Source organism: Mesorhizobium qingshengii (assembly GCF_900103325.1).
GTDB classification, from domain to species: domain Bacteria; phylum Pseudomonadota; class Alphaproteobacteria; order Rhizobiales; family Rhizobiaceae; genus Mesorhizobium; species Mesorhizobium qingshengii.
This window is the reverse complement of sequence record NZ_FMXM01000002.1, coordinates 605,249-632,022: the sequence shown is the minus strand read 5'-3', so window position 1 is coordinate 632,022 and position 26,774 is coordinate 605,249. Positions and strand designations below refer to the sequence as shown.

The 26,774-nt window shown below is 62.8% G+C and carries 28 protein-coding genes; 14 read left to right on the top strand and 14 right to left on the bottom strand.

Features of this window, described 5'->3' with window-relative positions; all coding sequences use genetic code 11:
- Nucleotide 1 precedes the first annotated feature (1 nt).
- The 8 genes from BLS48_RS03170 to BLS48_RS03135 all read left to right on the top strand — a co-directional run bounded on the left by BLS48_RS03170 (nt 2) and on the right by BLS48_RS03135 (nt 8,877).
- On the top strand, nt 2-1,234 hold the full coding sequence (locus BLS48_RS03170) for a glycosyltransferase 87 family protein (RefSeq protein WP_091575501.1): 1,233 nt from the start codon (nt 2-4) through the stop codon (nt 1,232-1,234).
- The gene (locus BLS48_RS03165) at nt 1,231-1,989 is read left to right on the top strand and encodes an FkbM family methyltransferase (RefSeq protein WP_091575499.1); all 759 of its coding nucleotides are present in this window, start codon (nt 1,231-1,233) and stop codon (nt 1,987-1,989) included. The genes BLS48_RS03170 and BLS48_RS03165 overlap by 4 nt, the downstream gene beginning before the upstream one ends.
- A 151-nt stretch (nt 1,990-2,140) precedes the next feature.
- Nucleotides 2,141-4,702: a GcvT family protein gene (locus BLS48_RS03160; protein ID WP_091575498.1), complete on the top strand. Its 2,562-nt coding sequence runs from the start codon at nt 2,141-2,143 to the stop codon at nt 4,700-4,702.
- A 93-nt stretch (nt 4,703-4,795) separates the two neighbouring features.
- Nucleotides 4,796-5,644 carry a DUF1194 domain-containing protein gene (locus BLS48_RS03155; protein WP_091575496.1) on the top strand — a complete coding sequence of 283 codons (849 nt, stop codon included), beginning with the start codon at nt 4,796-4,798 and terminating at the stop codon, nt 5,642-5,644.
- Between the two features lie 110 nt (nt 5,645-5,754).
- On the top strand, nt 5,755-6,096 hold the full coding sequence (locus BLS48_RS03150) for a peptidase inhibitor family I36 protein (protein WP_091575495.1): 342 nt from the start codon (nt 5,755-5,757) through the stop codon (nt 6,094-6,096).
- Between the two features lie 161 nt (nt 6,097-6,257).
- Complete coding sequence (locus tag BLS48_RS03145) at nt 6,258-7,208, top strand: ABC transporter substrate-binding protein (protein WP_091575493.1); 951 nt, start codon at nt 6,258-6,260, stop codon at nt 7,206-7,208.
- A 107-nt stretch (nt 7,209-7,315) separates the two neighbouring features.
- Complete coding sequence (locus tag BLS48_RS03140) at nt 7,316-8,089, top strand: ABC transporter permease (protein ID WP_091575491.1); 774 nt, start codon at nt 7,316-7,318, stop codon at nt 8,087-8,089.
- Nucleotides 8,086-8,877, top strand: coding sequence for an ABC transporter ATP-binding protein (locus BLS48_RS03135; RefSeq protein ID WP_091575663.1), 792 nt, complete (start codon nt 8,086-8,088; stop codon nt 8,875-8,877). The genes BLS48_RS03140 and BLS48_RS03135 overlap by 4 nt, the downstream gene beginning before the upstream one ends.
- A 142-nt stretch (nt 8,878-9,019) precedes the next feature.
- On the opposite strand, the gene BLS48_RS03130 is transcribed toward BLS48_RS03135, so the two are convergent.
- The 3 genes from BLS48_RS03130 to BLS48_RS03120 all read right to left on the bottom strand — a co-directional run bounded on the left by BLS48_RS03130 (nt 9,020) and on the right by BLS48_RS03120 (nt 10,959).
- A complete protein-coding gene (locus BLS48_RS03130) occupies nt 9,020-9,958 on the bottom strand; it encodes a GlxA family transcriptional regulator (protein ID WP_375162704.1) in 939 nt (312 codons plus the stop codon).
- Nucleotides 9,959-10,299: 341 nt separating this feature from the next.
- On the bottom strand, nt 10,300-10,434 hold the full coding sequence (locus tag BLS48_RS36535; RefSeq protein ID WP_013894968.1) for a hypothetical protein: 135 nt from the start codon (nt 10,432-10,434) through the stop codon (nt 10,300-10,302).
- Between the two features lie 339 nt (nt 10,435-10,773).
- Nucleotides 10,774-10,959 carry a hypothetical protein gene (locus tag BLS48_RS03120; RefSeq protein WP_091575662.1) on the bottom strand — a complete coding sequence of 62 codons (186 nt, stop codon included), beginning with the start codon at nt 10,957-10,959 and terminating at the stop codon, nt 10,774-10,776.
- Nucleotides 10,960-11,191: 232 nt separating this feature from the next.
- Here BLS48_RS03120 and BLS48_RS03115 point away from each other — a divergent pair, with 232 nt between their 5' ends.
- A complete protein-coding gene (locus tag BLS48_RS03115) occupies nt 11,192-12,091 on the top strand; it encodes a LysR substrate-binding domain-containing protein (protein ID WP_091575488.1) in 900 nt (299 codons plus the stop codon).
- A gap of 33 nt (nt 12,092-12,124) precedes the next feature.
- Here BLS48_RS03115 and BLS48_RS03110 read toward each other — a convergent pair whose 3' ends face one another.
- The 9 genes from BLS48_RS03110 to BLS48_RS03070 form a co-directional block, all read right to left on the bottom strand.
- Nucleotides 12,125-13,078 (bottom strand): alpha/beta hydrolase, encoded by a 954-nt coding sequence (locus BLS48_RS03110; RefSeq protein ID WP_091575487.1) that lies wholly within the window; start codon nt 13,076-13,078, stop codon nt 12,125-12,127.
- A gap of 233 nt (nt 13,079-13,311) precedes the next feature.
- Nucleotides 13,312-13,497, bottom strand: coding sequence for a hypothetical protein (locus BLS48_RS03105; protein ID WP_091575661.1), 186 nt, complete (start codon nt 13,495-13,497; stop codon nt 13,312-13,314).
- A gap of 190 nt (nt 13,498-13,687) precedes the next feature.
- Nucleotides 13,688-15,817 (bottom strand): ASKHA domain-containing protein, encoded by a 2,130-nt coding sequence (locus tag BLS48_RS03100; protein WP_091575660.1) that lies wholly within the window; start codon nt 15,815-15,817, stop codon nt 13,688-13,690.
- On the bottom strand, nt 15,768-16,742 hold the full coding sequence (locus BLS48_RS03095) for a methyltetrahydrofolate cobalamin methyltransferase (RefSeq protein WP_023812319.1): 975 nt from the start codon (nt 16,740-16,742) through the stop codon (nt 15,768-15,770). The genes BLS48_RS03100 and BLS48_RS03095 overlap by 50 nt, the downstream gene beginning before the upstream one ends.
- 80 nt (nt 16,743-16,822) lie before the next feature.
- Entirely contained in the window at nt 16,823-17,914 is a 1,092-nt protein-coding gene (locus BLS48_RS03090; protein WP_091575485.1) for a methylenetetrahydrofolate reductase, read from the bottom strand.
- On the bottom strand, nt 17,911-18,519 hold the full coding sequence (locus BLS48_RS03085; protein WP_091575484.1) for a methylenetetrahydrofolate reductase C-terminal domain-containing protein: 609 nt from the start codon (nt 18,517-18,519) through the stop codon (nt 17,911-17,913). Before BLS48_RS03085 ends, BLS48_RS03090 begins: the two co-directional genes overlap by 4 nt.
- Nucleotides 18,512-18,814, bottom strand: a complete 303-nt coding sequence (locus BLS48_RS03080; protein WP_091575482.1) for a virulence factor — start codon at nt 18,812-18,814, stop codon at nt 18,512-18,514. The genes BLS48_RS03085 and BLS48_RS03080 overlap by 8 nt, the downstream gene beginning before the upstream one ends.
- Nucleotides 18,815-19,119: 305 nt before the next feature.
- The gene (locus BLS48_RS03075) at nt 19,120-19,893 is read right to left on the bottom strand and encodes a formyl transferase (protein WP_091575480.1); all 774 of its coding nucleotides are present in this window, start codon (nt 19,891-19,893) and stop codon (nt 19,120-19,122) included.
- A gap of 106 nt (nt 19,894-19,999) precedes the next feature.
- Nucleotides 20,000-20,575: a DUF4893 domain-containing protein gene (locus BLS48_RS03070; RefSeq protein WP_091575479.1), complete on the bottom strand. Its 576-nt coding sequence runs from the start codon at nt 20,573-20,575 to the stop codon at nt 20,000-20,002.
- Between the two features lie 121 nt (nt 20,576-20,696).
- Between BLS48_RS03070 and BLS48_RS03065 the strand changes: the two genes are divergently transcribed.
- Nucleotides 20,697-21,620 carry an NAD-dependent epimerase/dehydratase family protein gene (locus tag BLS48_RS03065; RefSeq protein WP_091575477.1) on the top strand — a complete coding sequence of 308 codons (924 nt, stop codon included), beginning with the start codon at nt 20,697-20,699 and terminating at the stop codon, nt 21,618-21,620.
- A gap of 10 nt (nt 21,621-21,630) precedes the next feature.
- Here the strand turns inward: BLS48_RS03065 and BLS48_RS03060 are convergent, their stop codons facing one another.
- Nucleotides 21,631-22,260: a DUF1638 domain-containing protein gene (locus BLS48_RS03060; protein WP_091575476.1), complete on the bottom strand. Its 630-nt coding sequence runs from the start codon at nt 22,258-22,260 to the stop codon at nt 21,631-21,633.
- Between the two features lie 64 nt (nt 22,261-22,324).
- On the opposite strand from BLS48_RS03060, the gene BLS48_RS03055 reads away from it, so the two are divergent.
- Nucleotides 22,325-22,462, top strand: a complete 138-nt coding sequence (locus BLS48_RS03055; protein WP_091575659.1) for an entericidin A/B family lipoprotein — start codon at nt 22,325-22,327, stop codon at nt 22,460-22,462.
- An 86-nt stretch (nt 22,463-22,548) separates the two neighbouring features.
- Here the strand turns inward: BLS48_RS03055 and BLS48_RS03050 are convergent, their stop codons facing one another.
- Nucleotides 22,549-23,247, bottom strand: coding sequence for a corrinoid protein (locus tag BLS48_RS03050; protein ID WP_091575474.1), 699 nt, complete (start codon nt 23,245-23,247; stop codon nt 22,549-22,551).
- A 290-nt stretch (nt 23,248-23,537) separates the two neighbouring features.
- On the opposite strand from BLS48_RS03050, the gene BLS48_RS03045 reads away from it, so the two are divergent.
- From BLS48_RS03045 to BLS48_RS03035, 3 genes are all read left to right on the top strand, one after another.
- Nucleotides 23,538-25,112 (top strand): trimethylamine methyltransferase family protein, encoded by a 1,575-nt coding sequence (locus BLS48_RS03045; RefSeq protein WP_091575473.1) that lies wholly within the window; start codon nt 23,538-23,540, stop codon nt 25,110-25,112.
- 98 nt (nt 25,113-25,210) lie between these two features.
- A complete protein-coding gene (locus tag BLS48_RS03040; protein WP_167364918.1) occupies nt 25,211-25,891 on the top strand; it encodes a hypothetical protein in 681 nt (226 codons plus the stop codon).
- 106 nt (nt 25,892-25,997) lie between these two features.
- Entirely contained in the window at nt 25,998-26,735 is a 738-nt protein-coding gene (locus BLS48_RS03035; protein ID WP_091575469.1) for a dienelactone hydrolase family protein, read from the top strand.
- Nucleotides 26,736-26,774: the final 39 nt, after the last annotated feature.

Here is a 26,774-nt window from a genome sequence, read left to right as displayed (position 1 = left end):
AATGCTGACCAAGTCTCCCACCGCGAAAAACCCGCTCGACCGGCTCACCGAGGCCGGTCTGGCGTGGGGTGAGGGGACTTATGCGCGGCTGGCCGCGCCGATCGGCGCGGCGGCCTTCGCGCTCTATATCCTTTTGACGGCGTTTACGGCATGGGCGATGCCGGATGCCAACTGGGACATGCTGCCCTATCTCGCTGTTGCCGAGGAGGGTACCTATCCCGATTCGCAGGCGCTGCATGACTACGCCTACGACACCGTCAAATCAGGTGTTTCTGCAGGCGACTATAAAACCCTGACTGATGATGGGGGCGGGTTCCGCAGCCACATGACGGAAAATGCCGCCGACTTCCATTCGCTACTTGGCATGTACCGGATCAAGTTCCTCTACGCCGAGATCCTGTCGACGATGAGTTCGGTGATGTCGCCGGTCGAGGCGATGCGGCTCGTCTCCGTGTTCTCCGTCCTGCTGTTCGGCGCGATCGCATTGCTCTGGCTACGCTCGCAGAAGGCATTGGCGTTGGCGCCCGTGGTCGGCGCTGTGCTGATCATGGCCGATTTCGGCGATGCGGCACGTGCCGCGACGCCCGACCTGTTGTGTTCGGCGCTGTTTCTCGGCGGGCTCTACGCCTATGTCCGGGGTCGCGAGGTCGCAACCGCGGTCCTGCTCTTCCTCGCCTTCATGGCTCGGCCGGACACTATAGTTTTCCTGGCTATTTTCGCGGTGCTGCTGGTTTCGTTCCGGCAGAAGGCGTGGGGCGCGGTGGCCGGGTTTGCCGCTTCCTTCGTCGCCTACTTCGCCATCTCGCACTGGGCCCATCATCCCGGCTGGTGGCCGCATTTTTGGTTCTCCAGCATCGAACAGCACTACAATATGGACGGGTTCGAGCCGCCATTTTCGGTCACAGCCTATCTCCGGGCGTTTGCCACGTCGCTGCTGCGCGCCGTCAGCCTGAACAGCTGGGTCGGCGTGTCGGTGCTGGCTCTGGCCGGCTGGTATGCGGCCGGCCGCGCCGGCTTCCGCCTCGACCGCCGTGCCGGCATTCTGTTTGCGGCTCTGGTGCTCGGCGCGCTGGCGAAGTTCGCCGTCTTCCCGATCCACGACACGCGCATCTATTTCCCGCATCTGATCCCGCCATTCCTGCTGCTGGCGACGCCGCTGATGGCACTATGGGCGACAGTGGCCCGTGGCCAGCAGCGCACCGCCTTGCACGTCATTCCTGGAGACAAGTCATGAGATCCGTATCCAGCCTGGCGCGCATCGCCCTGTCGCTTGGTCTTCCCGAGGGCGTGATCGATCGTGGGCCGTCGCTGCGCGGGACAAAGTTCCTGGCCAAGGCAGCGCTGAAGGCGCGCCTCAGTGGGGCGGGACGGCCGTTCCAGATGGTCAATGTCGGGGCCTGCGACGGTGCGCTGTTCGACGACGTCACGCCATGGCTGCACCGCATTCCCGGCGCTCGCGCCGTGCTGGTCGAGCCGATCCCCTACAATCAGAAACGGCTGCGCGCCAACTATCCCGACACGAGCCGCTTTGTCATCGAGCCGGTGGCTGTCACCAAGACGAAGGGGACGATCACCGTCCACACCTTCGATGCCGCCGCGCTCGAGGCGGGTACGCTGCCCATCGAGTTCATAGGCTGCTCGTCGGTCACCGACACCAATCTGATGTCGGGCAAGAATGCCTGGGGCGAGGCCGACGCCAACTTCAACAAGTTCGCACCGCATCTCAGGGATATCGAGGTGCCATCGGAAACGCTGCAGACATTGCTCGACCGCAACGGCATCACCCACATCGATGCTTTCCTCGTCGATTGCGAGGGCGCCGACTGGATTGTCTTCGAACAGCTCGACCTCAAGCGCTACCGTCCAGGCATGATCAAGGTCGAGGTCGGCGCGCTGCCGGCAGCGGAGATCGGCCAGGTCGTGGTCAAGATGAAGACCGCGGGCTACCAGGTCGGCTTCCAGGCCGAGGACATCTGGGCTTTTGCCTGACGGGTAGCGAATTTTCCTGATCCATATCGGGTCGCGCCGCACCTGCGGCGTGTCGCAAACAGGCGGTAGCGTCGTGCCCGTCGCCTGCATATTGTGCGCCGATCAAACGGGCGCCGACGCTGCCCGCAATAGCACTTTGGAGTCGCGGGCAATGGCAGAGTTTCCGAAAAAGGCGAAGGTCGTGATCATTGGCCTCGGCGGTATTGTCGGCGCGTCGGTCGCCCATCATCTGATCGAGCGCGGTTGGGACGACATTGTCGGCATCGACAAGTCGGGTATCCCGACCGACATCGGCTCGACGGCGCACGCCTCCGACTTCTGCTACACGACCAGCCATGATTTCCTGTCGTGCTGGACGACGCTCTACTCCATCGATTTCTACGAGAAGATGGGCCACTACGCGCGTATCGGCGGCCTCGAGGTCGCGCGCGTCGGCGACGACAGCCGTATGGAAGAAATCAAGCGCAAGATCGCCTCGGCGAAGGCCTTCGGCACGCGCGCACGCCTGATCGAACCAGCCGAGATCAAGGAAAGATTTCCGCTGATCGAACAGGACATGGTGCAGGGCGGTCTGTGGGACCCGGACGCCGGCCTCGTCATCCCGCGCTCGCAGACTGTTGCCGGCAAGCTGGTCGATCAGGCCGAAGCTTCCGGCAAGCTGAAGTCCTTCGCCAATACGCCGGCGAGGTCACTCATCGTCAAGGACGGCCGCATCAGCGCCGTGGTGACCGATCGGGGCACCATCGAGGCGGATTATGTCATCGTCTGCGCCGGTATCTGGGGCCGGCTGATCGCGGAGATGGTTGGCGAGGACCTGCCGGTCATGCCGATCGACCATCCGCTGACTTTCTTCGGGCCCTATAATGAGTTTGCCGGCACCGGCAAGGAGATCGGCTGGCCGCTGCTGCGCGACCAGGGCAACTCGGCCTATATGCGCGACACCGGCGATCCCAAGACCGCCGAGGGCGGCCAGATCGAATGGGGTTATTACGAGGAGACCAACCCGCGTCTCTGCCATCCGCGCGACCTGCTGGAGAAGGACCAGGCGCGGCTTTCGCCGTCGCAGCGCGACCTCGACATGGAACAGATCCTGGCGCCGCTGGAGCGCGCCATGGAACTGACGCCGATCCTGGGCGAGCTCGGCTACAATGAAAGCCATTCCTTCAATGGCCTGTTGCAGGTGACGGCGGATGGCGGCCCGTCGATGGGCGAGAGCCAGAAGGTGCGGGGCCTGTGGTATGCCGTAGCCATCTGGGTCAAGGACGGCCCCGGCATGGGCAAGCTGATCGCCGACTGGATGACCGACGGCCGCACGGAGATCGACCACCACGCCATCGACTATGCCCGCTTCTATCCGCACCAGACGAAAGAGCAGTTCATCTGGGATCGCTGCACCGAAACGGCGATGAAGGTCTACAATCCGGCGGTGCATCCGCGCGAGCCGTTCTCCAAGGGCCGCAACATCCGGCGCTCGCCGTTCTGGGAGCGCGAGAAGGAACTCGGCGGCTATTTCATGGAACTGGGTGGCTGGGAGCGCGCGCACGGCTATGCCGCCAACGAGCACCTGCTGGAGAAATACGGCAACCGCGTGCCGGTGCGCGAGAACGAGTGGGACAACCGCCATTTCTGGCGCGTCTCCAATGCCGAGCATCTGGCGATGAGCGAGGATTGCGGCATAGTCAACTTGTCGCACTTCGCCATGTATGACATCGAAGGTCCGGACCACGTCGCGCTGCTGGAATGGCTGTGCGCGGCCAAGATCGGCGGCGAAAACAACATCGGCAAAGGCATCTACACCCACTTCCTCGACGAGGAAGGCATGGTGCGCGCCGACTTTACCGTGATCCGCATGGCCGACCGTTGCCGTTTGATCGACGGGGCGGATGCCGGCCCGCGCGACTTCCAGTACATGCGCCGCACCGCGCAGGACAAAGGTTTCGACGTCACCATCACCGACGTGACCGAGAAATTCGTCACCATCGGCATCTGGGGTCCGAATGCCCGCGCTACACTGCAAAAGGTGGTCGAGAATCCGGACGGTCTTTCGCTCGAGAACTTCCCCTTCGCGGCGATCAAGCCGGTCAGGATCGGCGGCAAGGATGTCACCGCTTTCCGCATCTCCTATGTCGGCGAGCAGGGCTGGGAATTGCATATGCGCTACGAGGACGGCCTCGCCGTCTGGGACGCGCTGCGCTCGACCGGGGTCATGCCGTTCGGCGTCGAGACCTATGCCAACACCCGCCGCATGGAAAAGAGCCTGCGCCTGCAGAACGCCGATCTTCTGACCGAGTACAATCTGCTCGAAGCCGATCTCGCGCGACCGAAGGTCAAGGAGAACGATTTCTGCGGCAAGGCCAGGCACGTCGAGTATCGCGCCCGCGAGCACCAGCCGGCCATGCTGTGCACGCTTGTCATGACCGACAATGTCGATGCGAAAGGCGTTGCCCGCTATCCGGTCGGCACGATGCCGGTAATGGACCCGAGGACGGGCGAAACGCTGGTCGACGAACTCGGCCGCCGGTCGTTCACCACTTCGATGGCCTATGGCCCGACCATCGGTAAGAACATCGGGCTCGCCTACCTGCCGTGGGCTTTTGCCCAGGAAGGCCGCAAGCTTGCCATCGAATATTTCGGCGAAACCTATCCGGTCGAAGTGGCGGCGGTCGGCTACAAGCCGCTCTACGACCCGGAGAACCTCAAGCCGCGCAGCTGATTGCCTGATGGAGCAACGGACTGATCGCAAAAGCCTGGCCTTCGGCCGGGCTTTTGTCTTTTTAACGGGGCTGTTTTCGCTTACCCTTGGGGAATGTCTGCTTTCCGGTGCGCAAGACATTTCCTTTTCGGCGGCGCCGCGCTGGCGCTGATGCTTTGGCTGGCGCCTGCGTCCCTGGCCGACGAGCCGGTCGATGTCGAGTTGGTGTTGGCGGTCGATGTGTCGCTGTCGATGTCGGCGGACGAGCTCGAGATCCAGCGTCATGGCTACGCGGCGGCGCTGACCCACGACAACGTGCTGCAAGCCATCGCCGACGGCGCCCATGGCAAGATCGCCGTCACCTATGTCGAGTGGGCCGGCACCGCCTGGCAGCGCGTTATCGTGCCGTGGACGGTGATCGCCAATCGCGCCGACGCCGAGCGGGTGGTGGCGCAATTGTCCGCCCAGCCGCCCAACAGCGCGCGGCGCACCTCGATCTCCGGCGCGCTGGAGTTCGGCAGCGACCTCTTCGCCGAAAGTGGCTACCAGGGGACGAAGCGGGTCATCGACATTTCAGGCGACGGTCCCAACAACCAGGGCGCGCCGGTCAACCTGATCCGCGATGGCGTGGTCAAGCAGGGCATCGTCATCAACGGCCTGCCGCTGATGACCCGAGGCGGCTTCACCGGTGCCTACGATGTCAACGATCTCGATCGCTACTACAGCGATTGCGTCATCGGCGGTCCCGGAGCCTTCATGATCCCGGTCAACGACTGGACGCAATTTCCCGAAGCCATCCGCCGCAAGCTGGTGCTGGAGCTTGCTGGTCCGGCCTCGCCGCAATGGGCGGCCGAAGAGGCAGATCATCCGCCGGTGGTGCTGGCGCAGGACAGGCCCGCCACCGACTGCCTGGTCGGCGAGAAAATGTGGCGTAATCGCAGCTGGATGTTCAACAGCCGCTAGACCGGATCTCGTGTTGTCACGGGCTTGCCTCGTCGCCCGAAGCAGTGGCAAACTGGCGCCATCCGCGCGAAGGGTCGGGGCGCTGCGGTCAAAGCCGAGGAAACACCAGAATGAAACGTCTTGTCATCCTGACTGCGGTCGCATCCGTGCTCTGTGCCGACGGCGCCAGCGCCCAATACAACGATCAGCCTGCCTGCGTAATGTTCGAGCATGTGAATTTTCGCGGACGGTCGATCGAGATGGAGGCCGACGATGCCGTCAGTTTTCGCGGCGGCCAGTTCTGGAACGACCGCGTGTCGTCGGTATTCGTGCGCCGTGGCTGCACGCTCGTCGCCTATGAGCATACTGGCATGAGGGGGGAATCGATCGAGATCAGGCGCAGGGCCCGTGAGCTCGGAGGCGACTGGAACGACCGCATCTCGTCGGCGGAGTGCTATTGCGACGGCTACTGATACTGGATTGCAGGCAGCCGACTGCCGTTTCGGTGGCCGGACGCCAACCGGCTGCATGTCGTCGCCCGGTCCCACCCGCGTGCCTCACCAAGCTGTTGATTGACAAGCCGATTGGCGTCTGTGAACAATTCCCCATCCAGGAAAACAAAAGGGGAACTGAGATGACCAGGATCGCCGTTTTTGCCGCAACATTGACGCTTGCCGCCGGTCTGTCCGCACCGGTGATGGCCGCAACATCGCTCACCATCGGTATCAGCGGATGGACCGGCTTCGCGCCGCTGACGCTTGCCAAGCAGGCAGGTATCTTCGAGAAACACGGTCTCGACGTGACCTTGAAGAAGGTGCCGCAAGCGAGCCGGCCGCTTGCCATCGCCAGCGGGGACCTGCAATGCGCCGCCACCACGGTCGAGACCTGGCTGGTGTGGAACGCCAGCGGGGTGACCACCAAGCAGATATTCCAGCTCGACAAATCCTATGGCGCCGACGGCATCGTCGCCCGCAACGACATCAAGACCGTCGCCGATCTCAAGGGCAAGAATGTCGCGTCCTCGGCACCGGGAACGTCGCCCTATTTCATGCTGGCCTGGGTGCTGAACAAGAACGGCATGTCGACCAAGGACGTGACCGTCGTCAACCTGGAGCCGGACGCCGCGGCGCAGGCCTTCCTTGCCGGCCAGAACGACGCCGCTGTCACCTATGAGCCGTTCATCTCGGCCGTGCGCGACAAGTCCGATCAGGGCCACATCCTGGCGACCACGCTCGACTATCCCATGGTTCTCGACACGGTCGGCTGCACGCCCGAATTCCTGAAGGCCAATCCCGACGCGGCCAAGGCGCTCGCCGACAGCTATTTCGACGCACTCGACCTGATCAAGAAGGACCCGCAAAAATCCTACGAGATCATGGGCGCCGACGTGAAGCAGTCGGCCAAGGAGTTCGAGGATTCGGCGAAGTACCTGAAATGGGCCGACCGGGCGGAGAACAAGCAGTTCTTCACCAAGGAATTCCAGGACTTTTCCAAGACCGCCGGCGAGCTGCTGCTGCAGATGGGGCTGATCAAGGAAGCTCCCGACGTTTCCACGCTGGCCGACACCAGCGCCGTGTCGAACTGACGGTCCGGCTTCCGACCGCAATGCGGCGGCGCCCGGCGCCGCCGTTTTCTTCTGGACAAAGCACGATTTGAGCATGGGGACGATTTGAATATGGGGACGATTTGACGATGCGCCCCTTGCATCCAGTCCCGCCGGGCATCCGGACCGTGCTCGGCATTTCCTTCTTCGTGCTGTTCGTTGCCTTCTGGGCGTGGATCACGCTTGGCGGCCACGTCAATCGCATCTTCCTCGCCGACCCGCTGTCGATGCTCCGCGACGGTTGGCGGCTCCTCGTCGAGGATCGTTTCTGGCTCGACATACTGATTACCATCTGGCGGGTCTTCGGCGGCTTCCTGCTGGCGTCCGTCGTCGCGGTGCCGCTCGGCATCGCGATGGGGGCCTGGAAGCCGGTGGAAGCGTTTCTGGAGCCATTCGTCTCCTTCGCCCGCTACCTGCCGGCCTCCGCCTTCATTCCGCTGCTGATCCTGTGGGCCGGCATCGGTGAACTGGAAAAGCTGCTCGTCATCTTCGTTGGCTCGGTGTTCCAGATCATCCTGATCATCGCGGTCAAGGTCGGCTCCACAAGGCGCGACCTGGTCGAGGCCGCCTATACGCTGGGGTCCACGAACAATGGCATCGTCAGCCGTGTGATCATGCCGGCCAACGCGCCGGAGATCGCCGAGACGCTGCGGCTGGTGCTCGGCTGGGCCTGGACCTATGTCATCGTCGCCGAACTGATCGGCTCGTCTTCCGGCATCGGCTACATGATCATCAACAGCCAGTCGCGGCTGGCGACGGGACAGATCATCTTCGGCATCATCATCATCGGGCTGATCGGGCTGTTGTCCGATTTCGCCTTCAAGGCGTTCAACCGCTGGCTCTTTCCATGGAGCCTGGCGTGAGCAAGCTGTTGATCGAAAATGTCAGCCGCACCTTTGCCGGCGTGCGCGGTGGTCAGCCGGTCAAGGCGTTGATGCCGATCGACCTGGCGGTCGCCGCCAACGACTTCATCACCATCCTCGGGCCATCGGGCTGCGGAAAGTCGACGCTGTTGAGGATCGTCGCCGGCCTGGAAGCGCCGAGCGAAGGCCGTGTGCTGCTCGACGGCAAGGCGGTCAATCGGCCTGGCCCCGATCGCGGCATGGTCTTCCAGTCCTACACGCTGTTTCCCTGGCTGACGGTCGCCGAGAACATCGCCTTCGGCCTGCGCGAACGCGGCATGGTCGAAAAGGAGCGGGACGGGATCGTCGCTTCCTATGTCGACCTCGTCGGCCTGACGGGGTTCGAGAACCATTGGCCGAAGCAGCTTTCCGGCGGCATGCAACAGCGCACGGCGATCGCCAGGGCGCTTGCCAACGATCCCGAGATCCTGTTGCTGGACGAGCCGTTCGGCGCGCTCGACAACCAGACGCGCGGGCTGATGCAGGAACTGCTGCTCGGCATCTGGGAACGGCGCAAGAAGACGGTGCTGTTCGTCACCCACGACATCGAGGAGGCCATCTTCATGGCCTCGCGTGTGATCGTGATGACGGCGCGGCCTGGCCGCATCAAGTCGGATGTCGCCGTCGACCTGCCGCATCCGCGCCACTACACACTGAAGACCAGCCCGGAATTCTCGGCGCTGAAGGCGCGCCTGACCGAGGACATCCGCGTCGAGGCGATGCGCACGGCGCAGGCGCAGCCGGCCTAGAGCAATTCACCGTTTCACGGAAACGGCAAACCGCTCTAACTCTTTGTTTTGACGCAATTCCCAAGGGAAAGCGCTGTGCGCTTTTCCCCGGAAAACCGTTTCATACTTTTCCTGGAATTGCTCTAAGTCGTGGATTGCCGGATCAGGCAGCCAGCAACTGCTTGCGGTCGACGCGCTCCTGCTGCGGCGAGCGGGCGTAGAGTTCGCGGTAGCATTTCGAGAAATGCGAGGCCGAGACAAAGCCACAGGCGACCGCGACCTCGACCACCGGCATCGACGACTGGATCAGCAGATGCCTGGCGCGGTCGAGCCGGATTTCCAGATAGTAGCGGGCGGGGGAGCGTCCCATCTCGGTGCGGAACAGCCGCTCGATCTGGCGGCGCGACAGGTCGACATGGTCGGCGATCTCGATCAGCGACAGCGGCTCGGACAGGTTGCCCTCCATCAGCTCGATGATGGTCAGCACTTTCGAGTTCTGCACGCCGAGGCGCGCGCGCAGCGGTAGGCGCTGGCGGTCGGTCGGGCTGCGCACGCGGTCGGTCAGCACCTGCTCGCACACGCGGTTGACGAGGTTCTCGTCGAAATCGTCGCCGATCAGCTTCAGCATCATGTCGAGGGCGGCCGTGCCGCCGGCGCAGGTATAGACGTTCTGGTCGATCTCGAAGAGATCGGCAAAGACGTTGGCCTTCGGGAACGCCTCGGAAAAGCCCGGCAGGTTCTCCCAATGGATGGCACAGCGCTTGTTGGACAGAAGCCCGGCGGCCGCCAATATGTGCGCGCCGGTGCACAGGCCGCCGACGGCGACGCCACGATTGTATTCCTCGCGCAACCAGGCGAAGGCCGACTTGTTCTGGTAGCGCTCGACATTGATGCCGCTGCAGACGATGGCGATGTTTGGCCGCTCGGGGCCGGCCATCTTCTTGCGTTCTTCTTCCAGCGAGGTGTTGACCGCGCATTCGACACCGTTCGAGGCGCGCACCGGCTTGCCGTCGATGCTGGCGAGGCGCCAGCGATAGGCCTCATAGCCGAGCATGCGGTTGGCCGAGCGCAGCGGGTCGAGCGCGGTCGCGAAGGCGATCATGGTGAAATCGGGGACAAGGAAGAATACAAACGATCGCTTGATCGGATGCTTTACGGCGTTCAAGGGAACCTCACGCAGCGATGGCGCGAACAGGATGTCGCGAATAGCATAGCGACATCAGGAAAAACCATTCTTGTCAATCGGCTACGCCGCCCGAACGAGATTAAATTTGCGACATGGGTCGCAAATGGGCAATTGGCGCGCAGCGAGCCCTGGAAGCGGGCCTCAACTGTTCAAGGATAGTCAGAGTGCGCGGCGCAAGACAAAAACGCCGCCTCGGCCGGGGCCGGGCGGCGTTGCAGTCAAAAAGCAGCGGCAGGGAAGCGTTGCCTGGAAAATCTTCAGGCGACGAAGCCAAGACGGGCCGCGGCCATCGCGCCGGTCTGGCCGGGCATGGTGTTGGCAAGACGCTGACGCTCGAGAGCGGTGGTCAGGTTCATTTCGCGGCGGGCAAAGAGGCGGGCAAAAAGCTTCATGATCATCTCCATTTGTTGCTCAGACGGGTCGCCTTCGCTTGATGGAGTGGGGCAGCTCGTTTGCTGCCGCTGATATAGGCTTGTGCTGCGTAAAACTAAATCGCAAAAGCGAAGCGCTTGATATGAAAAGCGACACCAAATGCGACAAGTTTGGGCAAAGTGCCTGAAATTTGCGATTATTTACAAGGCATTAATTGGGAATATCAGCCGTTATGCGGCTTGCTCATATGCGCCATGCAGCCGTCGCATGGCTGCAAAATTCATTTGAATACAAATTAAATAGAGAAGGCCTGCCGGGCTAGTTCGCGCGGCAGGCCTTCAGCACTTGGTACACACGATCTACTTTGCTCCAGCCCAGGATCCGATGCCGTTGCGGATACCGGTCTTGCTGTCGGAAGTTTCAGGCCAACCGATGTCCTTCTGCAGTTCGATCGGCAGGGAGCGGATGGCGCGTTCGGTCTGGTAGCGGGCACGGGCCGCGCTGAATTCGGTCGCGATGCGACCGAGGGATGACAGGATAGACATTTCATTCTCCTTGGCTGCCGGGCTGGAGGCGTTCCAGCGCTGGATGAGTGAGGTGTTACGCGTGGTGTGTTTCAGCTTCATTTCATGTCGATTGCAGGTTTGTGTCGTGGTCGTTTCGTGGCTGCTTGTGGCAGCAACCTGCTTCGATGGAGTTGACTATCCTCCCAATCTGATGTTCAATCAAACGAAATGGAATGATACTTTGCATCAGAAAAATTGAAGGTCGCTTCCCATGAACGCCCCACTCAATCATCCGCTGCCGCTGCTTGACCTCGATGTTCTGCGCACTTTCGTGGCGATCGCCGAGACCGGCAGCTTCACCACAGCCGCCAACGCCGTCTTCCGCACGCCGTCGGCCGTCTCCATGCAGATCAAGAAGCTGGAGGACATTCTTGGCCGCTCGGTGTTCGCGCGCGACGCGCGCTCGGTGACGCTGACCACGGATGGCGAAATGCTGCTCGGCTATGCCCGCCGGCTGCTGTCGATCAACCGCGAGGTGGTGTCGAAGTTCATCATTCCCGACATCGTCGGCGTTGTCCGGCTCGGCTCCCCAGATGATTATGGCGAGCGCGTGCTGCCGCATGTGCTGAAGCGTTTCGCGCAGTCGCATCCGTCGATCGCCGTGGACGTCACCATCGACCAGAGCATCAATCTGCGCCGGCGCATGGACGACCGGGCGCTCGACATCACGCTCTTGACCAATTCCTACAAGACCAGCGCGCTCGGCGCCGAGGTGCTGTTGACCGAGCCGATCGTCTGGGCTGGTGCCAAGGGCGGCTGCGCGCATCTGCGCGAACCCTTGCCGGTGTCGCTGTGGGAAGAGGGCTGCGCCTGGCGGGCCGGGGCGCTCGACGCGCTCGGCCGCGAGGGCCGCAATTACCGCATCGCCTATATGAGCGCCCACACAGCCGGCCAACGTGCCGCGATCATGTCCGACCTTGCGGTGGCGCCGCTGCCGAAGTCGTTCCTCGGCAACGACATGGTCGAACTCAGCCCGAAGGACGGCATGCCCGACATCGGGACCTATAATCTTGCCATGGTGGTGGCGCCGGACGCCAGCGCGCCGGTCAAGGCCGTCGCCGATCATATCCGGGCGACCTTCGAAGTGTTCCGGGAAACCGGAAAGTTCTGATCCGCCAATAGTGCCGGATCTAAAGTAGAGGCGCTACTCCGCCGCCTCGGCGGAGGGCGCCTCAAGCCTTGGTCTCGTGTCCTGCCTGATCGGCGAGCGGCTCTCGCCGAGGAACGCGACGATGTGTTGGCGCGCGCGGCGTGATTCCGGCATGTCGATCAACGGCCAGACGTGGAACATGCCTTCCTCGTGAACGACATCGACCTCGACACCGGCGGCACGGGCCTTTTCGGCGAAGATCAGATTGTCGGGGGTCAACAGATCGCGCGAGCCAGTCAGAAGCAGCGTTTTCGGCAGCACCGACAGATCGCCATAGACTGGGCTGATGTGCCAGTCGCTGCGGTCGATGCCGGCACTGTAGAGCCTGATTGCTTCCAACCCGCCCGGGATGCCGAGCCAGGGATCGTTGCGCTCCGCCTCGAACACCGCCGGATTGGCGAGCGACATGTCGAGCCCGGGCGAGATCAGCACATGGCGCGACGGCAGGGGCAGGGCCTCTTCCGCGGCCATCATGGTCAGGACCACGGCCATGTTGCCGCCGGCGGAATCACCCATGAAGATGATGTCCTCCGCCTCGGTCTCGTCGAGCATTTGCCGGTAGACATCGCCGACCATGCCGAACATGGCATGGAAGTCATGTTCGGGGGCGATGGGATAGATCGGCACCGTGATGCCATAGCCGAGCCGGTCTGCCATCTCCGCAATCAGCCCCCAGTGATAGGACGTGATTTCAAAGACATAGGCGCCGCCATGCAGGTAGAGAATCCGCTTCCGTTTCCCGGCTCGGGGCGCGATCTCATAGACCGGAAAGCCGTCGACGGTGCGTGTTTCGATGTCGAAGCGCTGGTGCAGCGAGGCCGGCGGGTGATGGTCCTCCGTCTTGCGCGCAGCGGCGATCCAGCGCTGCAGGTTTTCCGGGCTGGAAAATGCCTTCTTGCGGCTGTGCCTGAGCACGAAAGACACGACGTGGCTTTTGAAACTTGGCATGCGAATACACGAACTTCGGCAAGAGCCGACTAAGAGAAACCTCCACTATCTGCGAAGATCGTACCTTGGCCCGAAATGTCAAGTTTTACGCTCTGTCCACACGCTGGTGTGATCCGAACCGCAAGGTCAACGGCGCGGCAAGAGTGCCGCGCGCAGCCTGTTGCTGGTGGCCGCAGGGGATGTGCGAGATCCCCGGCGGGTGCCGAGCAGTTTGCATTTCTCGGCGAATGTCATCAGCGCGGCGTACCCAGGAGCAGCGCGGTGAGCGCGGCCTGTGGGTCGCTGGGCGGCGATGCCGGCCAGCCGATGTCCTTCTGAACATGCGCCGGCAGGTTGTTCATGGCCCGGATCGACTTCTTCCTGTCGTGAGCAATCTTGATGGCCACACCATAGCGGCCGAGGCTTTCAAACATCGACATTTTTGGTTTCCTCCGGAAGGTCGCTGCGGCGGGAAGACATTTCCGGCCGGCCCTTCGATGGCGGCTTAAATGCGCCGCGCATGTATCGGATGGATTTCGCGAAAACAGCGGTTCGGTTTCCGGATCGGTGCGATCCGGAAACATTTGCATGCAAATGAAATGAGGGCGCGGCTTGCCCGCGAACGTCAGGTCACTCCCGGCCGCGCCGGGCGGCGTGGCCTTCGCGCGAACGCCGGCGCGGGGCGGCGTCGCCTGCAATGCCATCCTCGCTGACCGTCTTGCGTGGCGGCAGTTTCACCGCCGCCGACAGTTTCGGGAACGGATCGACCTTGTTCGGCAGCGCCATGGCGTAGACGAAATGCTCCTGGAATTTCGGTTCCAGCGCCGTCTCGATCTTTTCGATCTTGCTGACCGTGTCCTCGATCTCGCGGCGATAGCCGCGATTGAGCAGCGCCATCCGCGCACCGGCGCCGGCGGCGTTGCCGACAGCCGAGACCTTGTCGAGGTCGCAATCGGGGATCAAGCCCAGCACCATGGCGTATTTCGGATCGATGAAGGAGCCGAACGCGCCGGCGAAATGGATGCGATCGACATGGTCCGTATGCTGCTTCTCCATCAACAGCTTGGTGCCGGCATAAAGCGCAGCCTTGGCGAGCTGGATAGCACGCACGTCGGTCTGGGTGATGGTGATCTTCGGCTCGCCTTCCTTCAGCACGTAGGAGAAGGTGCGGCCATTGGCGGTGACGCGCGGCGAGCGGGCGGATAGCCCGCCGTCGATGACGCCGTCCTCGGAGATGATGCCGGCGAGATACATTTCCGCCACCACCTCGATGATGCCGGAGCCGCAAATGCCGGTGACGCCGGTGGCCTGCACGCTGTCGAGGAAGCCCGGCTCGTCGGACCACAGTTCGGAGCCGATGACGCGGTATTTCGGCTCCAGCGTGTCGGGATCGATGCGCACGCGCTCGATGGCGCCGGGGGCCGCACGCTGTCCACCGGAGATTTCCGCGCCCTCGAAGGCCGGGCCGGTGGGCGAGGAGGCCGCCACCACGCGCGCACGGTTGCCAAGTACGATCTCGGCATTGGTGCCGACGTCGACGATCAGCATCATCTCGTCCTGGCGATGCGGGCCTTCCGACAGCGTCACCGCCGCCGCATCGGCCCCGACATGGCCGGCGATGCAAGGCAGCATGTAGAGCCTGGCGCCCTGGTTGAGCTTGAGGCCGATGTCGGATGCCTTGATGTGCACCGCGCCGGAGACGGCCAATGCGAAGGGCGCGCCGCCGAGCTCGGTCGGGTCGATGCCGAGGAACAGATGATGCATGATCGGATTGCCGACGAAGACGGAATCCAGGATGTCGTTGCGCTGGACATTGCCCTCGGCGCAAACCTTATCGACCAGGCCCGAGATCGCCTCGCGCACGGCGACCGTCATGCCTTCGCGACCGTCCGGGTTCATCATCACATAGGAAACGCGGCTCATCAGATCCTCGCCGAAGCGGATCTGCGGGTTCGACGTGCCGGACGAGGCGGCGACGCGACCCGACAGCAGCGACACCAGATGCATGGCGATGGTGGTCGAGCCGATGTCGCAGGCCAGGCCATAGGCCTCGTTCTTGAGCCCAGGCCATAGCGCAACGACGCGCGCGGTCTCGGTGTCGGCATCCTTGTAGATGGCGGCGGTCGCGGTCCAGTTGCCCTTGCGCAAGATGCCTTGCACCTGCGGCAGCAGATGAAAATCGAAATCGAGGCTTTTCAGACCCCAGTCGTGCATCAGCGCGATCTTCAGCCGGTCGAGGTCGCCGAGCGGCTTGTGCATGTCGGGTTCTTCGATTTCGACATAGCACATGCGGATCGCCGCATCGCGGGCAATCACCCTTGTGTCGGCATCCTTGCGGATGGTTTGCGCATTGATGACCGTATCCTGCGGCACATCGATGACGAGGTCGCCGAGGATCTGCGCCGAGCAAGAGAGGCGGCGTCGTTCAGGCAGGCCGCGGACGCGCTCATAGCGCTCTTCCTTGGGGCCCTTGGGCGTGATGTGGTCGTTGGAGGAGACGATCTTGTGCTTGGCGAAATTGCCTTCCTGCACTTCGATCTGGCATCGCCCGCAAGTAGCGCGTCCACCGCAGACGCTTTCGACATAGACGCCGAGTTGGCGCGCGGCATCGAGCACCGGAGTGCCGACCGGAAACCGCCCGCGCTTGCCGGACGGCATGAACAGCACGAGCGGATCGGTGATGTTGGCGGGTGAATTCACGATTGCGCGCTTATCCTCGACCCATCCGGGCTTCACGGCCGCCACGGCGACGACCGCCATTGCCAGCGCCATCGCCCGGCGCATTGACTTGCGTCGGGGCGGCGACCGCCTGGCCGCCTTCGGCCGGCTTGTAGTCCTTGTAGGTCCTGATCCAGTTGGTGCAGTTCTCGTCGGTGCCGTTGAGCACATTGGCGCCGCGCACGGCTTCCATTTCCTGCGGGCGCACCGGGTTCATGATGGCTGAAGTCATGCCGGCACCGATCACCATCGGGATGAAGGCGGCGTTGATGCCATGGCGGTGCGGCAGGCCGAAGGAGATGTTGGACAGGCCACAAGTGGTGTTGACCTTGAGTTCCTCACGCAGGCGGCGCAGCAGCGCGAACACCTGGCGGCCGGCATCGCCCAGAGCGCCGATCGGCATGACCAGCGGGTCGACGACGACGTCATGCGCGGGAATGCCGAAATCGGCGCAGCGCTGCACGATCTTCTTGGCGACCGCGAAGCGCACGTCCGGATCCATGGAAATGCCGGTCTCGTCGTTCGAAATGGCCACGACCGGCACATTGTATTTCTTGACCAGCGGCAGGATGGCTTCGAGCTTTTCTTCCTCGCCGGTGACGGAGTTGACCAGCGGGCGGCCCTTGGCGACCTTCAGCGCTGCCTCGATCGCGGCGGTGACCGAGCTATCGATCGACAGCGGCAGGTCGACCAGTCCCTGCACGATCTCCAGTGTCTGCACCAAAAGGCCAGGTTCGGTCTCATTCGGGTTGACCGAGGTGACGCCGGCGTTGACGTCGAGCATGGTGGCGCCACAGGCTGCCTGCTCGAGCGCGTCCCGGATCACCGTCTCGAAATTCCCCGCGATCATCTCTGCGGCCAGTTTCTTGCGGCCGGTCGGGTTGATGCGCTCGCCGATCACGCAGAAGGGCTGGTCGAAGCCGATGATGATTTCTCGTGTCGCCGAGGCGACGATGGTACGGGTCATGAATTTTCTCCGCCGTGATATAAAGAGTTCTTTATATCGTTATCTGATTTCGATCAAGCGAATGGTGACCGTTTGCGCCATCAATGCGCGGTCTTCACCATGTCCACCTGGGTTTCGGTAATCTCATCGTGCAGTATGTGGTCGAGCCGGTCGGCGACAAGCTGATCGTCGCGGCGGATTTCGCGTTTCCAGGGCTGGCGGCCCTTGAGCACGCCCGATTCATCGACGATCTCGGCGACATATTCCTCCTGGCGGTAGGCCATCACATGGACGCCGGAAACGCCGGGGGTTTCCTTGACCTCGTTGATGATGTCGATGCAGAGCTGCTTGCCTTCCTTCTTCTGGTCCTGGGCGCCTTCCAGCCGCTTGATGACCGAATCGGGGATGTGGATGCCCGGCACGTTCGAGCGGATCCATTTGGCAGTCTTGGCCGAGGCCAGCGGGCCGACGCCGCACAGGATGAAGCACTGTTCGGTGTAGCCGAGGTCGCGAACCTTCTGCATGTAGGCGCGGAACATCGGCACGTCGAAACAGTACTGGCTCTGCACGAATTGCGCGCCGGAGGCGATCTTCTTGCCCAGGCGATGCGGGCGGAAGTCGATTGGCGGCGCGAAAGGATTGATCGCCGCGCCGAGGAAAAGCTGCGGCGGCGTCGTCAGCTTGCGGCCGGACAGGAACTTGCCGTTGTCGCGCATGATGCGGCAGGTCTCGAGCAGCGACATGCAGTCGAGGTCGAAAACCGGCTTGGCGCCGGGCTGGTCGCCGGCCTGCACGCCGTCGCCGGTGAGGCACAGCATGTTGGCGACGCCCATCGCCGCGCCACCCAGTACGTCGCCCTGGATGGCGATGCGGTTCTTGTCGCGGCAGGCGATCTGCATGATCGGCGCGTAGCCCATGCGGGTCAGCAACGCGCAGATACCGACCGACGACATGTGGCAGTTGGCGCCCGACGCATCGACGGCGTTGATGGCGTCGACCCATCCATCGAAGATTTTCGCGCGGTTGTAGACGTCTTCCGGATCGGCACTGTCGGGTGGGTTGAGCTCCGTCGTCACCGCGAACTCGCCACGCCGAAGCACGCGCTCCAGCCGGCCGCGCGAGGTGTGGCCGGGCAGGGGATCGAGCGGCAGGTGGATGCCGGCCGGGTTCTCGTCGCGCTGGCGTCCGATCATGCCGATGCCCCGGTCTTGGTGGCGGCGGCTTCGCGCGCGGCGGCCGCCTGCGCGGTCACCCGCAGCCAGGCCGAGGTTTCACGCAGCGACTGGTCGACCGGCTTCTGCACGGTGAGGATCCTGTCGCCATGCACCATGTTCTGAGAGCCTTCCCAGGCCTTGACCCAGACGCAGGGCATGTCGGGCTCGACCTCGCAATTGCCGTTGGCGCGCACGCCGCCGCAAGGGCCGTTGCGCAATTGCTTGGGGCAGTTCATCGGGCACGACATGCCAGTCGAGGACAGAATGCACTGGCCGCACATGCGGCAGTCGAACATGAAGCCCTTGACGCGCTTCTCGACGAATTTGATCGGCCCCTCGACCCTGTTATAGCCGAGGCCTTTCCACAAGGGATGGAGCAGCAGGAACGTGTCGGCGAATTTGGCATAGAACCATTCGAGCAGCTTCGAATGCCGCACCGACCAGAGCCGCACCGCGAAGGAACGCTGAACGCGCCGCTGCGGCGACACATCGGCCGGCTTGTAGTCGGATTTCGGGGCTGCCTTCTTGTTAAGAGTGGCCTGCGTAACTGTCGGGCCATCCTTGGCAGGGGTGGTTTCAGACATTTTCTTTCCCGCCGGCTTTGACGAGAGCGACCAGCCGCTCGCGGTCGTATTTCGTGTCGAGGTCCTGAAAGGCCTTTTCGACCTCGGCTTCGAGGTCGTCACCGACAGGAACAGGATCGGCCTTGCGCCACTCGGCCAGATAGTCGTCGGTGCCGCCTGCGCCGGTGCGCATGGCGCACATGTCGATCGCCTCGGTGAAGCGTAGCGGCAGTTCGCGCTTGGCGTTCTGCCGGCCCTTCTTGACGATGACCTGGGCGGGGATGTCGCGCCAGTAGACGACGATCAGATCGGCCATGAATTCTCACTCCTGTAGAGCGCCGTGCGTCCAATTGGATGCACAAAGGACGCTCTACCACTTTACTCTGCTGCATCGTGCTTTCCGAAGATCGACTCCGATTTTCGGGCCGATGCAGTGGATCGAGCATTGCCGCATGCGCTGTGAGGCTGCTTGTTATGGGACGACGCGCGCGCATTCAAAAGCGACGCATTTGGATGTCGTAAAATGAAAGGCGCGTTTATTCGTTTGCGGCTTGTGCCGGCGGCGGGTTCGACGCGCCAAGAAAGCCGGCGCTCGGCCCTGGGTTTCGGGCGAAAAACCCGTCACCAGATGCCGGTTCTCAAGCCTGTCCAGAGATAAAACCAGATCGTCGGATGATACCATTGTCGCGACGGCAGGTCCGTGTCGATGGTGGCGAGTTTCCCGGCCAGTACGTCGCTGATCGCTTCGATGCAGATGTCGCGCGAGAACGCCGCCTGCCGCAGCGCGTAGCTCGAAATGCTGTCGCCGCGTTCGGGCTTGCCGCGCGTCTGCCGCAGCACGCCGCCGGTGTCGACGCCCGCATCGACAAGCAGCACGGTGGTGCCAAAATTCTCCGCGTCATCGCTCACCAGCGCCCAGTAGCCGCCGTTCATGCCGCGATATTTGGGCGTGATTCCGGCATGGTAATTGATGACGGTGCAAGGGATTTTCGACAGCGTTTCCCGTGTCAGCATGCGGCAACCGGCGAGAAGCACGACGCCCGGCTGGAGTCTTGCGATCGCCTCCAGGCATTCCGGCGCATTGGCCGACGCAACAGGGATGATCGACTGGCCCGGCTTTGGTTCGGTCTGCAACTTCTGCTCAGCGATCATCCGCGCGGCGTGGCCGGCGAAGAAGTGCTTTCCCAGGCGCGTCAGCACCATCGTGCCCAATTGGCCAATAGCGGAAATCCAGCCTTGGCGGCGGGCGCGCCTGAGCAGCAATTGTTTTTTGGATTCAGGTGTTTCGAGGATGACGCTGATAGGTCCCAACCGGTCGGCGATGGCGTTGATGATCGCCCAGATGTGCGGCCCACCTTCGGTGACGACGACAATATTGGATTTCGGGGGTTCCATGGTTCGCGACGCACCGCTGGACAAGATGCGGCCGGTACCGGCCTTGGCTGGCGCGATGCTAGGGCGTCCGGGTTAATCCTTGATGATCAGGCTTTCGATGGCCGGGTCAGCGCTTGAATTCGATGATATCGAGCTTGGATTCGTAGTAGGGCGCGGGAAATTCAATACGCCATTCCTTGGCGCTGTTGCGGAAGGCGTAGCCGACCTGGTCGGTTTGCGGGCCACTGCCATAGGGCTTTGCCGGATCATTGTTGACATAGGCTGAGCCGAGATAGATCGCCCGTTTCTCGCCGTCGTCGAAGAAGCGGCCCTTGGTGCGCTGCGAGCCGCTGATCTTTTCCAGCCGCCAGCCGGAACCGTCATCCGTTACCTTGCATTTGAACCACCCGTAGATGACGAGCGGGGAAAGTCCGCCGGCCTTGATGGTGCGGCATTGCCAGTTGCCGGTCAGGTCCTTGTCGGAAAAGGACACCAGCGGCTTCGCCAGCAAGGCATCGAGCTGCTTGACCTCGGCAGGGTTGCCCGCTCTGGCCTCGGCAAGAGCCGCCTTGCGCGTCTCGCCATATTTGTCGAGCCGTGCCTTGTCTGCGGCGGTGATGAGTTTCTGCACCTCGCCGTCGGCGAGCGTGGGCAGGGTGCAGCAGAGCAGGCCGACAAGGGCGGAGAGCGGGCGAAGGGTCATGGCAGGCCTCCCTGTTGATGTCCGGAGCAGCGTCGCCACTCAGCTGGCGCACAACTTACCGGGTCGGTGGCGTCTGTCATCCGTGCTTAACAGCGTACGGTCAAAAATCATGGTGTGTCGAATGCGAATCTTGCTCACGGGGTCGTCGGGTTGGCTGGGTAGCGCGCTGGCGCCGCGCCTGCGCGAGCTTGGTCACGATGTCACCGGCCTCGATCCCGTGCCATCGGTGGAGACCCACATTGTCGGTTCGATCGCGGACCGCGACCTTGTCATGCGCACGGTCCGCGACAACCGGATCGACGCGGTCATCCACAGTGGCGCGCTGCACAAGCCGAATATCGAGAACCGCGCCTACAGCGATTTCGTCGCCACCAATGTGCAAGGCACGCTCAACCTTCTCGATGCCGCGGTGGCGGCCGGCGTGCAGCGCTTCGTCTTCACCTCGACGACCTCGCTGATGATTTCGCAAGCGATACGCGACGGATTGACAGGCGGTGCGCGCAAGGCGGCCTGGCTGACGGAGGAGATGACGCCCGAGCCGCGCAACATCTACGGCGTCACCAAGCTCTCAGCCGAGCATCTCTGCCGCCTCTATCACATCCAGCATGGGCTGCCGGTGGTGGTGTTGCGCACGGCCCGCTTCTTTCCCGAAGCCGATGACATGGCGCATGTGATCGAGCAGTCGGATGCCAACACCAAGGCCAATGAATTGCTGTTCCGCCGGTTGACGGTGGAGGACGCGGCCGATGCCCACATCCTTGCTCTCGAAAAAGCGCCGCGGCTCGGTTTCGACACTTTCATCGTTTCGGCGCCGACGCCATTCCGGCCCAATGACTGCGCGGCACTGATCGCCGACGCGCCGTCGGTTGTTGCACGCTATTTTCCCGAATTTCCGGCGCTCTACGCGCGAAAAGGCTGGACGATGTTTTCCTCCATCGATCGGGTCTACGACGCGTCGCGAGCGAGGGACAGGCTGGGTTTTGTCTGCAAGACGAGCTTTGCCGATGTGCTTGCCGGGATTGCGGGCGAGGAGGGCAGGGCCTAGTCCGCGCGCGTCAGGAATGCGCCGCGGCCTGCGCCATTCCGGCCGTCAGGTCGCCATAGCCGGTCGCGCGGCGTTCATAGACGAGGCCGAGCATTTTGGCGGCCTTTTCGGCGACCTTGTCGAGCTCCGGATCGTCGGTCTGGGCCAGATAGATCAGCTTCTCATAGTTGCCGAAATAGTCCTTGATCAGCTCCGGGTGCTTGTCGAGGCCGAGCGGCTTCATGAAAAAGGCGTCGAACTGGCGGCACAGGAAGTCGGTCATATAGAAGGACATCATGTCGCCATCGGCGACCCTCGCATAGGCCTCCATGCCTTGATAGAAGGCGAAGCAATGCGGGCCGGCCATGCGCTCAACGCCGTGCTTCTCGCAGATACGGTCGAGCAGGCCGCCGGTTCCGCAATCGGCATAGCCGACGAAGATGTGTTCGTAGCCCTCGGCCTTGGCCTTTTCGATGGCCTTGTCCATGGCCGGCGCGATGCGGTCCGGATAGAAATGGAATTCCGCCGGCAGGCAGGTCAATTCGAGATGATCCAGCCCGAGCTGTTCCTTGACGGCCAAAACTTCACGCGCAATCATCCCGCAGGCGATGACAAGCAGCCTGTCGCCTTGATTCGGTTTCGTTTTCAGTGTTTTGGCCATGGAACCAGTCAAGCCGGCCTTCGTTGCTGTGGGGCTAATTTATCTATTGAGGGAGACACCGTCCATGAAACCGTTACGCATCGCACCGATTGCCATTCTTGCCAGTGTTCTGGCCCTAACGGCTTGCGCGAACACCGTCCGCGGCGTCGGCAAGGACGTCAAATCGACAGCCAGGGCGGTCAAGGACACTGTCGCCAACTGATCGGCAGCCTCGACCATCATCTGGGAACAAAAAAGCCGCGCTGCAAGGCGCGGCTTTTCTTGTCGGTCCATCCTGATGGCCTTGGGTCAGGCTGACGCGCGCACGTTGTGCTTGCGCTTCATGTAGTCCTTGGCGGTCTCGACCGCCACCGCGGCGTCGCGGCAATAGGCGTCGGCGCCGACGGCCTTGCCGAATTCCTCGTTGAGAGGCGCGCCGCCGACCAGCACGACATAGTCGTCGCGGATGCCCTTTTCCTTCATCGTGTCGATGACGACCTTCATGTAGGGCATGGTGGTGGTCAGCAGTGCCGACATGCCGATGATGTCGGGCTGATGCTGCTCGATCGCATCGAGATATTTTTCGACCGCATTGTTGATGCCGAGGTCGATGACGTCGAAGCCCGCACCCTCCATCATCATGCCGACGAGGTTCTTGCCGATATCGTGGATGTCGCCCTTGACGGTGCCGATCACCATCTTGCCCTGCTTGGGCGCGCCGGTGGCGGCAAGCAGCGGGCGCAGGATGAACATGCCGGCCTTCATGGCGTTGGCCGAAAGCAGCACTTCCGGCACGAACAGGATGCCGTCGCGAAAATCCTCGCCGACGATGCGCATGCCTTCGACCAGCGCCTCGGTCAGCACCTTGTAGGGCACCCAGCCGCGCTCGAGCAGGATCTGCGTGCCTTCCTCGATCTCTTCCTTCAGCCCGTCATAAAGATCGTCGTGCATCTGCTGCACCAACTCGTCGTCGGAAAGTTCGGAAAGGATGATCTCGTCGTCGGACATTTGTATCGAGCTCCTGCCGGCATCGCGACCGTGTCGCAAAGCACAAAATATTCGCGTTCATACCTAACCCGCTAGGGGCATGCATCCATAGCTGATTTGCGACTTCCCGCAAAAGGAAAGCGACCGCAAATCTATTGGATTTCTTGTCGATTTTGCGACAGGCGTTGGCGCTGACGGGCCGTTTCGAATAGGGTGCATGGCTACGATCCGGCAAGCAGCGGCGATATGCGGCCGCAACGGTTCCGGACCTGTCCATATTCGGGCCAGGCGATATTCAGGGAAGAGCGATCATGAGCGAGCACGCGGCAGTCGACCAAGAGGCGTCAAACGCGCGGCGCGGACGCGGCGCAAGCGGTGGGGCTGCCGCCCGGCGTGCGGCGCGTTCGGGTGGCGGTCCCGGCACCCAGCTCACCTACATCAAGCGCAAGATCAACGTTTATGAGGTGCTCGACGAGGAAGGCCTGGCGCTGATCGAGAAGAACACCGATACGGTGCTGGAAGAGATCGGCATCATCTTCCGCGACGATGCGGAAGCGCTGCAGCTGTGGAAAGAAGCCGGCGCCGACGTCAAGGGCGAGCGCGTGCATTTTCCCAAGGGTCTCTGCCGCTCGCTGCTCAAGACCGCGCCGCCCATCTACACCCAGCATGCCCGCAATTCCGAACGCTCGGTGCAGATCGGCGGCAACGCCACTGTCTTCGCACCGGTCTACGGCCCGCCCTTCGTGCGCGACCTCGATGGCGTCAGGCGCTACGCGACGATCGAGGATTTCCAGAATTTCGTGAAGCTCGCCTACATGGCGCCGTCGATCCACCATTCCGGTGGCACGGTGTGCGAACCGGTCGACGTGCCGGTCAACAAGCGCCATCTCGACATGATCTATTCGCACATAAAGTATTCGGACAAGCCGTTCATGGGGTCGGTGACGGCGCCGGAGCGCGCCGAGGATACGGTGGCGATGGCCAAGATCGTGTTCGGCGACGATTTCGTCGAGAACAACACTGTGCTGACCAGCCTGATCAACGCCAACTCGCCGATGGTGTTCGACGAGACCATGCTTGGCGCGCTGAAGGTCTATGCGCGCCACAACCAGGCCTGCATCGTCACGCCGTTCATCCTTGCCGGCGCGATGAGCCCGGTGACGGTTGCCGGCACGCTGACGCAGGTCCTGGCCGAGGTGCTGGCCGGCGCGTCGTTCACGCAGCTGATCCGCCCGGGTGCACCGGTGCTGTTCGGCACCTTTGCTTCCTCCATCTCGATGCAGTCCGGTGCGCCGACCTTCGGCACGCCGGAGCCGTCGCTGGTGTCCTATGGCGCGGCACAGCTTGCGCGCCGCGTCGGCCTGCCGTTCCGCACCGGCGGCTCGCTGTGCGCCTCGAAGATCCCGGATGCGCAGGCGGCTTATGAAAGCGCCAACACGCTGAACTCGACCATCCTGGCGGGCACCAATTTCGTCCTCCACTCGGCCGGCTGGCTCGAGGGTGGGCTGGCGTCCTGCTACGAGAAGTTCATGATGGACATCGACCAGCTCGGCATGACGCAGAAGTTCTCCGAAGGCATCGACCTGTCGGAAAACGGCCAGGCGATGGACGCCATCCGCCAGGTCGGCCCGGGCAGCCATTATCTCGGCTGCGACCACACCCAGGCCAATTTCCAGACCGCCTTCTACCGTTCCAACATCGCCGACAACAATTCCTACGAGCAGTGGCTGGCCGAGGGCGAGAAGACCGCGCCGCAGCGCGCCAACGAGCTCGCACGCCGCTGGCTGGAAAGCTACGAGGCGCCATATCTCGATCCGGCCATCGACGAAGCGTTGAAGGACTTCATCGCCAAGAAGAAGGGATCGATGCCCGACGCCTTCACTTGAAAGGAGCCCGAGTCAGGCGGGGCTAAAGTCGCCAACATCATCCACAAGGAAGTCTGGCGGAGCGCTTTCTCCGATCCGGTCAAGAAGGAATGATTGCTGTGCGCGGCCGGGTTGAAGATCTGGCGGCCGCGCTTTGCGCCAACGGCCTCATCCTTCGCGGCGGCTTTACTTTCACGGATGGCGAGGAGGCTCCACATGGCCCCTCTGGCGCGCCGGCCAGGTCCGTCCTGCTGGTGGGGCAGGCGGGTACAACTCCCTGGCCGCATTTCCTGCGCTGGCGCGAGCAGCAGCCACAGGTGATCGACAATCCGCTGGACAGCTGGTCGCGGCAGGTCATTGGCGCCGTCGCGGACACATTCGGAGCGCGGGCGGTCTCGCCCTCCGACAAGCCTTATCTGCCGTTCCAGCAATGGGCGATGCGGGCGGAGGGGCTGAAGCCGTCGCCACTCGGTATCCTGATGCATCCGCAATATGGGCTCTGGCACGCCTATCGTGGCGCGCTGCTGTTCGAGGAAGCGATCGCACTTCAAGAAGCTCGCGAAGCGATTCACCTTTGCGATGCATGTGCCGACAAGCCTTGCCTGAAATCCTGTCCGGTCGATGCCTATTCGGCCGACGGCTTTGCGCATCAGGCCTGTCTGGCACATGTGCGTGGTGCGGACGGGGCGCCTTGCCGAACCGGCGGCTGTCTCGACCGCAATGCCTGCCCTTACGGCGCGGACTATCGCTATCCCCCCGAGGTCCAGGCCTTCCACATGGCGGCATTCGCCGGTCTGTAACTCGTCACGCGACCTTGCACGAAATGTTGACTGCCAGGTTCAGGGAACGCCTTGCCCTGGCGGCTCGCGCGGATATGTATCGCCCAACCGGTGAACGGAGCGGGCGATGACGAAACAGGACCTCCAGATCAAGACCAATGACGGCACGGCAAAGGCCGGGCTGTTTCGCCCGTCAGTCGTGTCCCCGGCCATGGCCGGCGTCATCCTCTACATGGACGCCTTCGGTCCTCGGCCGGCGCTCCATGGCATGGCCGAGCGGCTGGCGAACGAGGGCTATGCGGTGCTGGTGCCGGACCTGTTCTACCGCAATGCGCCCTACGGGCCGTTTGACGCCAAGACTGCCTTCGCCGAGGAGAAGACGAAGGCAGCACTGATGGCACTGGTCAGCGGCACCACGCAGGACATGACCATCCGCGACAGCGCCGCGTTCCTCGATGCGCTCGCCGGCGAAGGTGTCACCGGGCCGATCGGTACCGTCGGCTATTGCATGGGCGGCGCACGGTCACTGAACGCCGCCGCCAGCTACCCCGAGAGGATAGGGGCGGCCGCGAGCTTCCATGGCGGCAATCTGGCCAGCGACGCCGCCGACAGCCCGCATCGCAAGGCAGCGTCGATCAAGGCGCGTCTCTATGTCGGCACGGCGGGTGTCGACAGGAGTTTCCCGCCGGAACAGTCGGCGCGACTGGCCGAGGCGCTGCGGGTTGCGGAAGTCGACCACACAATCGAGAACTATGTCGGCATGGCGCATGGCTGGTGCGTGCCGGACCACAGCGTCTTCGATGCGACCGGCGCCGAGCGCCACTGGAAGCGATTGACGACGCTCTTCGCCGAGACGCTGAGCTAGAGCCCTTCGTTCGGCTGTTCTTGTCTGTTGGCTGTCCGG